This window comes from Marinobacter sp. M5B (assembly GCF_042604615.1).
GTDB classification, from domain to species: Bacteria; Pseudomonadota; Gammaproteobacteria; order Pseudomonadales; family Oleiphilaceae; genus Marinobacter; species Marinobacter salarius.
In genome coordinates, this window is the sequence record NZ_CP156894.1 from 3751176 (window position 1) to 3764196 (window position 13021).

11 protein-coding genes are annotated in these 13021 nt (G+C 58.3%); 2 read left to right on the forward strand and 9 right to left on the reverse strand.

Going from position 1 to position 13021, the window contains the following annotated elements; genetic code table 11:
- Window positions 1–131: 131 nt before the first annotated feature.
- The 5 genes from AAGD24_RS17015 to mqo form a co-directional block, all read right to left on the reverse strand.
- Window positions 132–1001 carry a hypothetical protein gene (locus tag AAGD24_RS17015; protein ID WP_036212141.1) on the reverse strand — a complete coding sequence of 290 codons (870 nt, stop codon included), beginning with the start codon at window positions 999–1001 and terminating at the stop codon, window positions 132–134.
- 50 nt (window positions 1002–1051) lie between these two features.
- Window positions 1052–2722 carry an acetolactate synthase large subunit gene (locus tag AAGD24_RS17020; RefSeq protein WP_075194484.1) on the reverse strand — a complete coding sequence of 557 codons (1671 nt, stop codon included), beginning with the start codon at window positions 2720–2722 and terminating at the stop codon, window positions 1052–1054.
- Window positions 2723–2750: 28 nt separating this feature from the next.
- The gene (locus tag AAGD24_RS17025) at window positions 2751–4775 is read right to left on the reverse strand and encodes a hypothetical protein (RefSeq protein WP_075194306.1); all 2025 of its coding nucleotides are present in this window, start codon (window positions 4773–4775) and stop codon (window positions 2751–2753) included.
- Window positions 4776–4828: 53 nt separating this feature from the next.
- A complete protein-coding gene (locus AAGD24_RS17030; protein ID WP_007153140.1) occupies window positions 4829–6061 on the reverse strand; it encodes an acetyl-CoA carboxylase biotin carboxylase subunit family protein in 1233 nt (410 codons plus the stop codon).
- Window positions 6062–6214: 153 nt separating this feature from the next.
- A complete protein-coding gene (gene mqo / locus AAGD24_RS17035) occupies window positions 6215–7696 on the reverse strand; it encodes a malate dehydrogenase (quinone) (protein WP_075194305.1) in 1482 nt (493 codons plus the stop codon).
- Window positions 7697–8026: 330 nt separating this feature from the next.
- On the opposite strand from mqo, the gene AAGD24_RS17040 reads away from it, so the two are divergent.
- On the forward strand, window positions 8027–8998 hold the full coding sequence (locus AAGD24_RS17040; protein WP_228210112.1) for a calcium/sodium antiporter: 972 nt from the start codon (window positions 8027–8029) through the stop codon (window positions 8996–8998).
- Window positions 8999–9007: 9 nt separating this feature from the next.
- Here AAGD24_RS17040 and msrB read toward each other — a convergent pair whose 3' ends face one another.
- The 3 genes from msrB to chrA form a co-directional block, all read right to left on the reverse strand.
- Entirely contained in the window at window positions 9008–9436 is a 429-nt protein-coding gene (msrB, locus tag AAGD24_RS17045; protein WP_041335269.1) for a peptide-methionine (R)-S-oxide reductase MsrB, read from the reverse strand.
- 10 nt (window positions 9437–9446) lie between these two features.
- Window positions 9447–10094: a peptide-methionine (S)-S-oxide reductase MsrA gene (gene msrA / locus AAGD24_RS17050; protein WP_075194304.1), complete on the reverse strand. Its 648-nt coding sequence runs from the start codon at window positions 10092–10094 to the stop codon at window positions 9447–9449.
- Between the two features lie 98 nt (window positions 10095–10192).
- Window positions 10193–11386 (reverse strand): chromate efflux transporter, encoded by a 1194-nt coding sequence (gene chrA, locus AAGD24_RS17055; protein ID WP_228210111.1) that lies wholly within the window; start codon window positions 11384–11386, stop codon window positions 10193–10195.
- Between the two features lie 145 nt (window positions 11387–11531).
- On the opposite strand from chrA, the gene AAGD24_RS17060 reads away from it, so the two are divergent.
- A complete protein-coding gene (locus AAGD24_RS17060) occupies window positions 11532–12506 on the forward strand; it encodes a metallophosphoesterase (protein WP_136633744.1) in 975 nt (324 codons plus the stop codon).
- A gap of 9 nt (window positions 12507–12515) precedes the next feature.
- On the opposite strand, the gene AAGD24_RS17065 is transcribed toward AAGD24_RS17060, so the two are convergent.
- Complete coding sequence (locus tag AAGD24_RS17065) at window positions 12516–12998, reverse strand: CDP-archaeol synthase (RefSeq protein ID WP_075194301.1); 483 nt, start codon at window positions 12996–12998, stop codon at window positions 12516–12518.
- Window positions 12999–13021 lie beyond the last annotated feature (23 nt).

The following is a 13021-nucleotide window of genomic DNA, read 5'->3' on the forward strand; positions in this document are numbered from 1 at the left end:
ACTAGAGGCGTAAAAAGGAGCCGTCCGTTGGCCCAAAGATGCAGTGGAGCAGGAGCTCCTTTAGTCGCTTTCAGAGACTAACACATCTTCAGTACACCAGATCAATATGACAGTTCTATGACGCCGGGTTATCACCCACGCCCATGAAGCTCTTCAAAAAATACGCGGGTACGCTCAGTGATTTCGTCCAGTTTGGCGTCCCACGTGCGCTTGTAGCTTTTGAAGGTATCGTCACTCAGGCGCGAGATACGCGCTCCCGCCTCAGCTAACGCACGAGAACTGTCGGCAAAGGCGTCGAAATCCGGCTCATCCAGCCTGTCGCTGCTTCGATTGAGGTCCGCCGCGGTTCGCTGTAAGACACTTCGATCTCTCTCAGGCGCCCGCTGGTTGTCTTCCAACGCCTCTTCGATGGATTCCTCCAACTCTTCCATCAGCCCCTGCAGGGCTTGGCCGTACTCTTCCATGGCCTGCTCTGCCCGGCGCTGGGCCTGATCGGAATACGCCTCGAATTCGCGGGCAATGGCGTCCATCTGGCGAGAGAGATCGTCGGAGGACTGTCCGAAACTGGCCGTCAAGCGCTCGCCCAGCCGGTTCATTTCTCCGATCAAACCTGCAAACGGAGACGGATTCATGATCGCCTCGCCGGTGCGGTCGTAATCCACCAGCCAGTCGCCACTCTGTTCCACAAGGTAGGTATTCACTTCCCGGCGCTCGCCGGGGACGCCGTTCTCAGCGGGCAGGCGGGTTACGATCGTAGCTTCGCGATCGTCGATGACCACCCGACCGAAATCAGGCACGGTGCCAGACCAGTCCCGGGCGTAGCCATCGAAGGCAGAGGGGGCGGCAAGCGTCGATAGATCGGCAACGGTATCCGCGTCTTTCTCGGACAGGGCCTGCCAGAATTCAGCGGCCACTTCCTGGGGCGTTTCCGGCTTGCTGCATCCAGCGACCACCACGGCCGCCAGCGCTAGTGCCACCACTCTGAACCACGAGTAACTCATTCGCCCATCCTCAATCAATGTTCAATACTGGGCGAATAATACTACAGGCATTAGAGGTTACAGGTCAGATTTACCAATTCTTCATCAAACACACGGCGGTTTTCGCTGTAGTCCACGGGCACATCGATCAGGTGCACACCCCCCGAGGTCAGTGCGTTTTTCAGCGTCGGCCGCAGGTCTTCGGTACGGGTGATTCTATGGCCAGTGGCACCATAGGCATCGGCGTATTTGACGAAGTCCGGGTTGTTGTAATCCAGCCCGAAGTTCTGAAAGCCTTCCTGGGCCTGCTTCCATTTGATCATGCCGTAGGCATTGTCGTTGATGATCAGTATCACCAGGTTCAGCTTCAGCCGCACAGCGGTTTCCAGCTCCTGGCTATTCATCATGAAGCCACCGTCGCCGCACACCGCCATCACCTTGAGGTGTGGATAGAGCATGGCCGCCATCATGGCACTGGGCAGGCCGGCGCCCATGGAAGCCAGGGCATTGTCGAGCAGCACAGTGTTGTTATCGTAGGCCGGATAATTGCGGGCAAACCAGAGTTTGTACATGCCATTGTCCAGCGCGATGATGCCGTCGTCGGGCATGACCTGGCGTACGTCGTTGACGATTCGCTGGGGAATAACCGGGAAACGGCCATCGTCCGCCTTGTCGGCCATATGGCTGTCCACGGAAGCTTTCACTTCCATAAACCGGCTGAAGTCGTGTGAAGAGCACTGGCCGCATTTCTCGGCCAGGTACTCCACGCTGTTGGCAATGTCGCCCACCACCTCGTGCTGGGGGAAGTAAACCGGGTCCACGTCAGCAGCGCTGAAGTTCACATGGATAACCTGTTTGCCGCCGGGATGCATGAAAAACGGCGGTTTCTCAACCACATCGTGCCCGACGTTGATCACCAGGTCAGCGTGATCAATGGCGCAGTGCACAAAATCGCCGGCCGAGAGCGCCGCATTACCCAGGTAACGGGGGTGGCGCTCATCCACCACGCCCTTGCCCATCTGGGTGGTGAAGAAGGGAATGCCAGTCACGTTCACCAGGTGGATCAGGGCCTGGGAAACCCGTTTGCGATTAGCACCGGCGCCAATCATGATCAGCGGATACCTGGCTTTGCTGATCATGTCACAGGCAGTGTCCAGGCTCTTGGTACTGGCAGTGGGCCGACGGGCATCACTGGGCTGGAAGATATGGGTATCGCTCTCTGCCACCTCGGAGGCGATGTCTTCCGGTAATTCGAGATGAACCGCACCGGGGCGCTCTTCCGAAGCCAACCGGAAGGCTTCTCTCACCTTGGCGGGGATGGTGTTGGCGTTGCTGATCTGGCGGGTGTACTTGGTAAGTGGCCGCATCAGGTCCACCACATCCAGGATCTGGAACAGCCCCTGTTTGGACGATTTAATGGGCTTCTGCCCGGAAATCATCATCATTGGCATGCCGCCGAGCTGGGCATAGGCAGCGGCGGTTACCAGGTTGGTGGCCCCAGGGCCGAGGGTCGACAGGCAAACGCCCACACGGCCTGTCAGGCGCCCGTAGGTCGCGGCCATAAAGCCGGCTGCCTGCTCGTGACGATTGAGCACCAGCTCAATGCTGGATTCGCGCAGGGCCTCAAGGAGATCCAGGTTTTCTTCACCCGGTACCGCGAAGATGTACCGAACACCTTCGTTTTCCAGGGCACGAACAAACAGCTCGGCGCCGTTGCGGCGGGTAGTGGCCTCAGCGGTCATCATCTCTCCCGTTCTGGCTTGGTTGGGTCTACTTTTCCTGCGGAGGTTCGGCCTGCAATGCCTCAGCCGGCAACCGGTCTCGGCCCCAACTGCGGTGAACGCGGCTGATCACCCGCTCCAATTCCTCCTCGCCCACGTCTGCGGGTTCACCGCGTTCAAGGGGGTCGAAGTGAAAAATGTACAGCCGCGAGGCGAACTGTTCAAAGGGCAAGGATGCCTCACCGAACCGCTCCCCTTTCCTGGAGGTACTGACCACCACATCGTCGCCCCAATTCTGACCACTGTCGTTGTTGGGGTTGAAGAAATACACCCGCATGACCTCTTCCGGGTCCAGAGTCACACGGAGGATGGTAATCGCGTGCCAGCCGATGAATCTTGCGGCACTGTCGGTAACCGCTACGCCAGCCGGTTGCGGATGGATCAGCGGCTGGTTGCCATTATAGTAAGGGTGGTAGCTGGCATAGAAATGTCGCAGGAAGGTGTCCAGGTCTTCCAGGTGACCGGTTGCAACATCCACGTTTATGCGGAATCCACGGCCGGCGGACCAACCATGGAACTCGGGGTTAACCCACTGGTGGGGGTCGCCCTGGCGGTCCGTACACAGGCGCCCCATTTCCGCATAAATCCGGTCAAGGTGCGGTACTACCACCAGCGAAACCGGATCCAGGTCGAGCGTTACTTCGGAGGCCACGCCACCCTGGCTGCCGGAGGAAGATACCGGGCGACCCTCGAAATGCATGATGATTTCGTTGTCGCGGGCGGCCCAGGCCACCATCTGCAACAGATAGTCCGGATCGTTGTAGGCCCACATGGACAGCGCCCGTGCAGATTGGCAGGTAGGGTTGTTTCCCTGCCCCACGCCAAGGGGCTGGCCCAGCATGTTGAGCACACCCTGCAACAGCCATGCCTTCGGCTGTGGCTGGTAACCATATGCCAATCGGATACGCTCCCGGGCGTGCGGGCAGATGGAGAGCCTGGCCTGGCGCCACAGCGCGGGTGCAAGTGGCGGTTGATAGAGAATGCCTCGCTCCAGCATCAACGCAAGGCCATAAAGACCTTGGGCTGTTTCCGGATAGACGCCTTCATTGATCAACTCATGCACCAGATCCTTGTAGCAGAGCAGGCAATCGCGGCCGGTACTGGACAGGCCCAGGGCTTCAGTCAATAGCGCATCCTGACTCTCCAGGATGTGGCGGACAAACGTGGCGTGATACGGCGACACCAATCCGGTGTCGTGCATGGAACGGGCAAAACCGGTCGCCTCACTTTGCAGGGCCACGGCGTCCATGGACTGCAGCCGTTCCTGGTAAACAGGAATGCCAGGATCTTCGCGGCACGCCTGTGTTGGCCCGTAAAGGCTCGAAATCAGACGCTCCGCACCCTGACCCGCACCACCGAGATCCACATTGGGATCAATGCGGCACAGTGCAATCTGGGTAATCATCTGCCGTACGCTGCTGACCTGGATCGGTCGTTGCTGCAATATGCGCCAGATCTCTTCAATCAGTTGATCGATGACATGCTCATAGCCGATCTGGGTGGCAACATGCTGTACCACCGCGCGGCTGACCAGTGCCAGCTTGCCCTGCTCCCGCTCGGCTTCGCCTGCTTCACCAAACAGCATGTTCAGGTTGATGGCCAATACCTGGGTCAGGTAGTGATGCGCCTGTTCCGCCGACATCGACTCATGCAGGTATTCACCGCGCGCGACCGCCAGCAAACGCAGTTCGCTGAGCCCTTCGATGATGACCGTATCGGCCTGTGGGCTTTGCAAGGAAAAGGTGGTCAACGATGGCAATAGAATGGAGGGGTCTGCCCAGTCTGTTCCCAGGAACACGCCGGCTTTCTCAAGCCGTTCGGCTCGCTGTTCAATTGCAAGGCAGCCCTCCGGCTGCAGAAGCACCCGTCGCACGATGTCGAACAACCGGGGTAACTTGCCAAGTTTGGCAAAATCGCGGCTCTCATCGAGAGCCGCGATGGCATCGTCCAGTCGCTGAACCAGCTTATCGAAATTGACGACAGGTGCCGGGTTTCCAGCGTCGGAGTTGCTCAAACTGTGTTCCTCAGAGTCTGAATCAGACCCATTGTTGTTAATTCCTTACGGAATTATACATAGAAATCCAGTTCTTCCTGATGTTTCAGTAAATCCCGCATTACATAAGGGTCTTCACCGAAGAAGTAAACCAGGCCCCAATGTGTGCCAAAGGCAGTACGCTTGGTAACTGTTTCTTCCAACGGCGGCGTGAGCTCGTGGGACTCGAAGTAATCGTGGTTCTCGGTCTCTTCCGGCATTTCCAATTGGCTGACCACCCGGCGGCGCGGATAAACGCCGAAACAGCCGGCATAGCCCTTGGCATCCACCACCTCTTTGGGGAAGAACGCCTTTACCTCTTCTGCCGTGGTTTTCGGGTCAAAGGTCATGATCAGTGCCTGATAGGCGTTAAAGCCGTAGGCACGCTCAAGCAGCTCGAACACCTTGAAGCCTGGCGGCCGATACGCCACCTCTCCGAAGTACATGGTACTGTCGCTGGTCACGAAGTACTCTGGGTGAATAAACCCGAACTCGATATCGAACGTTTTGATCAGCTTTTCGATCTCGCGGGTGATCTGTTCCCGGTACTTCTCCAGGTCCGGCGTGGCCGGCACAAACACCGAGTAACCCAGGGTCACATACTCCGAGATGTTCAGGAATGCGATCTTGCCGTTGTGAATCCAGGCTTCGACGGCAAATTCCCAACCGTCCAGATGGGATTCCATCAGCACCGGGAATTCTTCCTCGGGAATGGTGTCCACTTCGTCCGGGGTACGAATCACCCGGTGGCCCAGACAACCGGCTTTGTCGAATGCTTTGAGGTGAATCGGATCGTTGGGGTCACCGTCCAACTTCAAGAGGGTCTGGTTGACGCGCTTGAGGAAACGGATAACGTCGTCTCGGTCATGGGCTTCCTCGAAGATCCCAACGCGAATGCCGCCCAGCTGCGCGCGGCGCTTCATCAGGGCCTTGTCCCGTAACAACATGGACTGGCCGAACAGCTTTGGCTGATCCATCAGAACCGAGTTGATAGCGCCGGCCCATTCCACGGTTTCCTCAAACAATGGGATAGCCACATTAACGCCCATCTCTTTGAGTGTCTGAGCAATCTCAACTGACCGGTCGTTCAGGCGCTCGAAGTTCCAAGGTACATAGGGAATATCATGTTCCTTGCAGTAAGCCTCCGCCCAATCCGGCGCAACCACCACATATCGTCGATCAAATTTATCGGCAGCTTCCACCGCGTTCAGGCTCCATCCCAGGAGTGCGATATAGCCTTTATTCGGATCGAATTCTTGCTCGCTCATGTTCGTTCTCCTTGGTGGTGTTTCCTTATAACCTAACGTTTCAGGCGCAAATCGCAACCGAGCCCGGCGCCCAGAAAACAAAAAGCGCCGGCAGCCCCAGCTTTTAAGCCAGGACTACCAGCGCTTCCGCCAGTGTTAGATCGTTTGGGAATATCAGCTCAATTTCAGGGTTGAGAGCGTTCGTTCCCGCACTCTATTGAGTAATTGCTCATCGTCTACCAGCGACTGACCGTAGGAAGGCACCATCACTTTCATGCGTTCCTGCCATTCCGAAGACTCCATACGTTCCGGGAAACAACGTTGGATCACATCGATCATGGCCTGGACAGCCGTCGAAGCCCCCGGCGATGCACCCAGCAAAGCGGCCAGGGTGCCGTCCTTCGCCGCCACAATTTCGGTACCGAATTCCAGCTTACCGCCACCTTCCGGCGACTTCTTGATGATCTGCACGCGCTGGCCGGCGTCCTGCAGGCGCCAGTCCTCTTCGCGGGCATCCGGGAAGTAATTGCGCAGGGAAGCCACACGGTCGCTGTGAGACTGGAATACCTCACCAATCAGGTAGCGGGTCAGGTCCATGTTGGTGCGGCTCACCGACAACATGGGACGAAGATTCGCTGAGCGGACCGATCCGAACAGATCGAATACCGAACCCTGCTTGAGGAACCGTGTGGTGAAGCCAGCAAACGGGCCGAATAGAAGCGCGGGTTCACCGTTGATAATACGGGTATCCAGATGCGGAACCGACATCGGCGGTGCGCCGATTGGCGCCTTTCCGTACACCTTGGAGTGATGTTGCTGGACGATTTCCGGCTTCTGGCAAACCAGCCACTGACCGCTGACCGGGAAACCACCGTAGCCTTTGGATTCGTCGATGTTGGACTTCTGCAACATCGGCAAGGCGCCGCCACCGGCGCCCAGGAAGACAAACCCAGCCTCAAGCTTCGTCAGCTCTCCGGTTTTCTGGTTCTTCACCCGTACCTTCCAGCGACCATTGTCGCGCTTGGCCAGGTAATGCACGGGGCTGCTTAACATCAGTTCAAAGTTCGGCGTGGTTTCTAGGAACTCCACCATGCTGCGGGTGAGAGAGCCAAAGTCCACGTCTGAACCGTGCTTGATACGCGTGGCGGCCACTCTCTGCATCGGGTCGCGGTTGTTCACCACCAGCGGCATCCACTCTTCCAGATCCCGCGGGGATTCGGTGTACTCCATTTCCCGGAACAAATGGTGGGCGCTGAGCTTTTCGTGGCGACGCTTGAGGAACTTCACACCATCCTCGCCCCATACAAAGCTCTGGTGAGGAGTTCGGTTGATGAAGCTTTTGGGTTCCGGCAGCATCCCCTGCTCAACCAGATGAGACCAGAACTGCAACGATACTTCGAACGAGGCATTGATCTTCAACGCCCGCTCGATAGCAACATCGCCATCGTCGGTTTCGGGGGTGTAATTGAGTTCGCAGTAGCCGGCATGCCCGGTCCCTGCATTGTTCCATCCATCGGTGCTTTCATGGGCGACGTGATCAAGACGTTCAACCATGACGATGTCCAGGGAAGGATCAAGCTGCCTGAGCATCATGCCGAGGGTGGCGCTCATGACGCCCCCGCCGACCAGCACCACATCTGCCTGTCTAACGGCCATTGGTTATCACCCTAGCTAGTTTAAAGCCTGTTGCCCGCCCACGATCAGCAGAGGGGCTTGGAAATTGTGGCGCGATTATCCCGTTTTTTGATCGGATAATAAATTGCGAATATCAACTGACTCGTGGTCGGGCCCGCCTGGGGCTGGTTGCGCCAACATATCTGACAAGGGCCAACGTCCTGATTTATTTACCAACGGTGGCCGTGTGTAGGTCAAACGTTTAAAATGCGCTCGCCGGGCGCTCTTTGTTACATTCTCGCGTCTGTGCTCAACGATATCACCGCCACTTTAGTCTCATACCGTGCGGCTTACACCAACAGGGCATCCTTTATGCTATTGGCAATCGCAGCAATCATCGCTGGCCTGGTTTTACTGGTCTGGAGCGCAGACCGCTTCATTGAAGGCGCGGCAGCCACCGCCAAACACCTCGGTATGCCATCGCTGCTGATTGGTATGGTGATTATCGGATTCGGCACCTCTGCGCCTGAACTGGCAGTGTCAGCCATGGCCGCACTCGATGGCAATCCCGGGTTGGCCCTGGGCAACGCTTACGGTTCGAACATCACCAACATCGCCGTGATCGTTGGTGTGACTGCGGTGATTGCACCAATTGCCGTGCACTCCCAGGTAATACGCAAGGAACTCCCGCTACTACTGGTACTGACGGCCATCGCCGGTTACCAGTTGATTGATGGCAACCTGACCCGGCTCGATGGCTGGGTACTGCTTGGTGTGTTCGCAGCCGTCATGGGCTGGTCCATCTATCAAGGCATCCAGGGCAAGGGGGACTCACTGATCGGCGAGACCGACTCCGAGCTAGTTGCCCACCCGATGCCGCTGAGAATAGCCGTGATGTGGCTGGTTGTAGGCTTGGTACTTTTGCTGGTGAGCTCGCGCATGCTGGTCTGGGGCGCGGTGTTTATTGCCCAGAGCCTCGGCGTCAGTGACCTGATCATCGGGCTGACAATCGTTGCCATCGGCACCTCTCTGCCGGAACTGGCTTCTGCGTTGGCGGCCGTCAAGAAAAACGAACACGACCTGATACTCGGCAACATCGTGGGGTCTGGTATTTTCAACACTCTGGCCGTGGTTGGCCTGGCTGCGACCATTGAGCCCCTGGCCGTGGATATGGAAGTGCTTTACCGCGACTGGACCCTGATGACAGCCCTCACCATCGGGCTTCTGCTGATGAGCTTTGGGCTGACGGGTAAGTCCCGGACCATCGGGCGACCGGACGGCGTGCTGTTGTTGCTGGTGTACGTTTGCTACACCAGCTATCTGGTGTCGACAGTCATCCGCTAACCAGGCCGGTCAGGCCTGGTTCTCCCTGAACACCATCGCCACTGAATTCAGGCAGTAACGCTGGCCGGTTGGCGGCGGGCCATCCGGAAACACGTGCCCAAGGTGGCTGTCACAACGCGGGCAACGGATCTCCGTGCGAGCCATGCCCATGCTGTTGTCTTCAATGTAACGGATGTGGTCGGTGTCAAAAGGCTGGAAAAAGCTCGGCCAACCGGTACCGGAATCGAACTTGGAATCGGAACTGAACAGCGGCAACTCGCACAACCGGCAGTAATAGGCACCTGCGTTCTTGTTGTCCAGCAAGGTGCCGCAAAATGGCCGCTCGGTGCCATGATCCAGCAACACGCGGCGCTCCTCGTCCGTCAGGCCCGCGGCCTTTTCGTCCACTTGTTGTGGTGTCAGCGGGGTCAGGTCATAACCTGCAGCAGAAACGCTCATAGCAGCCTCCTCAGGCAATGTTGTTGTCGGTGTAACCGGGCTTGAGCTGGTCACCGAACGTGTCCACAAGCTTTTCAATCTTTGGTGCCGCAACAGCCGTGATGTAGGGCTGGTATGGATTCCGTGCGGCAAAATTCTGGTGATAGTCTTCCGCCGGATAAAAAGCCTCCAACGGCTCCAGGGTTGTCACCAGAGGATTATCATAAACGCCCGCCGAGTTCAGTTGGCGAATGTAGGCTTCCGCCACCTGTTTCTGTTCGTCATTCTCGTAAAAAACGGCGGAACGGTACTGGGTACCACGGTCGTTTCCCTGCCGGTTAAGCTGGGTTGGGTCGTGGGCCACCGAGAAAAACACCTTCAGGATATCCCCGAAGCTGACGGTCTGCGGGTCGTAATGAACATCGACCACTTCGGCGTGGCCGGTCTGGCCGCCGCACACCGCCTCATAGTTGGCGGTTTCCGCTGTGCCCCCGGCATAGCCGGATTCCACCCGGCTGACACCGTTCACCGCCAGAAAAACGGCTTCCACACACCAGAAACAGCCACCCCCAAGCACAACCCTTTGCTCGCGGTTATCGCCGGTTGGCAAATCGCTTTCAGGCTCCGGAAAGCGGCTTTTCGGTACGTTCAAGCCCGGAATCGTGCAGGATGTGGACATAATCAGCCTCTGCTTCTGGATTATTACCGTTCATTTAGTTTCCCAATGTCCAAGTGTGGCCTCCCTGGTTGGTTTTAGCTACCCCCACTTTGGGGGCATCAGAAAACCAGCAAGCCCACCAGCGCACTGCCGGGTGCCAGTATCCAGACCGGTACTTTCCATATGGACAGGGAAACCCAGGCCAGCAGGACAAACGCAACGCTCCCTGCATTGTGTACGGCAGAGGTCCACACCGGATCATACAGCGCCGCCAACAGAAGCCCGACAACGCCGGCATTCACCCCGGCCAGGGCCGCCCGTGCAACCGAATGGCTGCGAATGTATGACCACAGGGGTAGACCGGCAAATACCAGCAGGGTTCCCGGCAGAAAAACAGCGACCACAGCCACGGCGGCACCGGTCCACCCACTCTCGACACCGCCCAAAAACGCTGAGAAAGTGAAGAGTGGTCCGGGCATGGCCTGTGCGACGCCGTAACCGGCCAGGAAGGCATCCGCCGACAGGTGTCCGGGCGCCACAAACCCCTCCTGCAGCCAGGGCAACACCACATGACCACCCCCGAACACCAGGGCCCCCGCGCGATAGAGCTCAGACCAGATCCAGGCCAGGGAGCCGGATGCCAGGGGAACGAATGCCATCAACAGCAGCACTGAAAATGCCACCAGGAACATCATAGGCCGCCGGGTCTGAACCGGTATGGTCAATGACTCTTCCACGCGCTTTTGCGGCAGTTGCATTGCAGCACCGACAGCGCCGGCTGCGAGCAGGACAAGTATCTGCATCCAGGCTGCGCCCGCCATCAGCAGAACAACCGCGACCACCACGGCAATCGAAAGGCGCGGAGCATCCGGGCACAGGGTTTTGCCCATCTGCCAAACCGCCTGGGCAACCACGGCGACCACAAATAACTTAAGGCCGGTTATCCAGCCACCCTGCCCGGCATCCGGCCAGAGGCCAAGGCCGAGTGCAAACAGCATCATCAACAATGCCGACGGCAGGGTAAAGCCAAGCCAGGCCGCTGCTGCGCCTCGATAGCCGCGCTGAAGGAACCCCAGGGTCAATCCCACCTGGCTGGAAGCAGGGCCGGGTAACAGCTGGCACAGTGCCACCACCTCGCCATAGGCCGCGTCCGACAACCAACGCCTGCGCTTTACGAATTCGTCATGGAAGAATCCCAGATGGGCCGCCGGACCACCGAAAGACGTCAGGCCCAAACGCAGAAATAATAGAAAAATGTGCCAGGCTGGCAGGGCCCCGGCATACGTCTCCCTGGTGAAGCTATCCTTGGTCATGGAACACTCTGATCGTGGCAACGTGTGTTAAGAAAGATGAACATTATGACGCTTCGGTTGCATCACTCCCAGTCCAGACCATAATGAAGGGACGGGTTGACCGGATCGTGACAGGTAACGTTTCCAACAACCAACAGGACCAGCAATGACCGCCCGGGCCCATACACCAGACAATCAGGATGACCTCCTGGAGTATCGCCTGAGCCTCCGCCTTGGCCCGGTACACGCGCGCCAGCGCCTGGGCATTGAGCGGGAAGCGGAAGCTCGTGTATTCGGCCCGGACCGCCATTCGTTCCACCTGGAAAACATCACCTCCGCTCCACGCTTCATCAGTGTTTGCCTGAAACTGGCCGGTTTGTTCCGGCGGGGACAGCACAACAGCCGCCGGCTGGACACCGCCCACAACCAGTTCCACATCCCTGGCCTGCCCCAGGCCTTCGAAGGCTTCCGCATACTGCACCTTACCGACCTTCACGTGGATATGGATGAAGCCAACCTGCAGGCCGTCATCCGTCAAATCGAGCCCCTCGAGTACGATGTGTGTGTGCTCACCGGGGACTACCGGCGCCTCACCTGGGGCCCGATTGATGGTGCCATGGATGGCATGGCCAGGCTGCGGGACGCTATTCGCGGCAAAGCCTACGCTGTACTGGGCAATCACGACAGCGTACGCATGGTTCCTGGCCTTGAGGACATGGGCTATCACCTGCTGATGAATGAACATGCCGTACTGCAGCGTGGCGAGGACAAACTCTATGTGGCAGGAGTGGACGATGCCCATTTCTACAAGGTACACAACCTACACCGGGCAGGAGACGAGATCCCCCCGGGTGGCATCAGCGTATTACTGAGCCACACGCCGGAGATCTGGCGCGAGGCTGCCCATGCGGGCTACGACATCTTCCTGTGCGGCCATACCCACGGTGGCCAAATCTGCCTGCCCGGTGGCATCCCCGTGACCCTGGATTCCGATTGCCCCAGAGAACTCGGCCGCGGCTACTGGCGCCGCAACGGCATGCAGGGGTATACCTCACCAGGCGCGGGCACATCGGTGGTCAACGTACGGCTGAATTGCCCACCAGAGGTAACAATACACACCCTGACAAGGGGCCCCGGCTAAAGCTTGAGCTCAGTGCGGCTGATGGCGTATACCCAGGCGGTACAGTACGGGCGACAGCAGGATATTCGACAGCGTAAACAGCACCACGACAACCGCCACAATAAACCAGCCCAGGTCCAGCCAAAGCCATGCCAGAAGCATCGGCAGCAAGGCTTCGGGGATCTGGTCGAGCCCTGAGGCCCGGGCACTGGAGGCGAGCCCGGCACGACGCTTGATGAAACTGCTGATGATATCGCCAGCCAACCCCAGTAACCCGAACGCCAGGCCGAATATGACACCTATCCCGGTGATCCACGCAAACAGGCAACACGCCAGCGCACCGGATACGATACCGCGCCAGGTTTTGCTGCGTCCCAACACCGGCCGCCCGTCCCGCCATAGCCTGTCACCATCAACAGGCGCCGACCAGCGCCGGCCAAACAGCCGGGCGGCCAGAACCGGTACGCCATTTGCCAGCACCAGCATCACGAAGAGCTCGATAGAAATCAGCAATCGGCTCAGTCTCCGTCAGGGCC

Excerpts from the sequence above, each read along its gene's own strand:
- AAGD24_RS17015 (WP_036212141.1), bottom strand. The coding sequence starts at position 1,001 with ATGAGTTACTCGTGGTTCAGAGTGGTGGCACTAGCGCTGGCGGCCGTG.
- AAGD24_RS17020 (WP_075194484.1), bottom strand. The coding sequence starts at position 2,722 with ATGACCGCTGAGGCCACTACCCGCCGCAACGGCGCCGAGCTGTTTGTT.
- AAGD24_RS17030 (WP_007153140.1), bottom strand. The coding sequence starts at position 6,061 with ATGAGCGAGCAAGAATTCGATCCGAATAAAGGCTATATCGCACTCCTG.
- mqo (WP_075194305.1), bottom strand. The coding sequence starts at position 7,696 with ATGGCCGTTAGACAGGCAGATGTGGTGCTGGTCGGCGGGGGCGTCATG.
- AAGD24_RS17040 (WP_228210112.1), top strand. The coding sequence starts at position 8,027 with ATGCTATTGGCAATCGCAGCAATCATCGCTGGCCTGGTTTTACTGGTC.
- msrB (WP_041335269.1), bottom strand. The coding sequence starts at position 9,436 with ATGAGCGTTTCTGCTGCAGGTTATGACCTGACCCCGCTGACACCACAA.
- msrA (WP_075194304.1), bottom strand. The coding sequence starts at position 10,094 with ATGTCCACATCCTGCACGATTCCGGGCTTGAACGTACCGAAAAGCCGC.
- chrA (WP_228210111.1), bottom strand. The coding sequence starts at position 11,386 with ATGACCAAGGATAGCTTCACCAGGGAGACGTATGCCGGGGCCCTGCCA.
- AAGD24_RS17060 (WP_136633744.1), top strand. The coding sequence starts at position 11,532 with ATGACCGCCCGGGCCCATACACCAGACAATCAGGATGACCTCCTGGAG.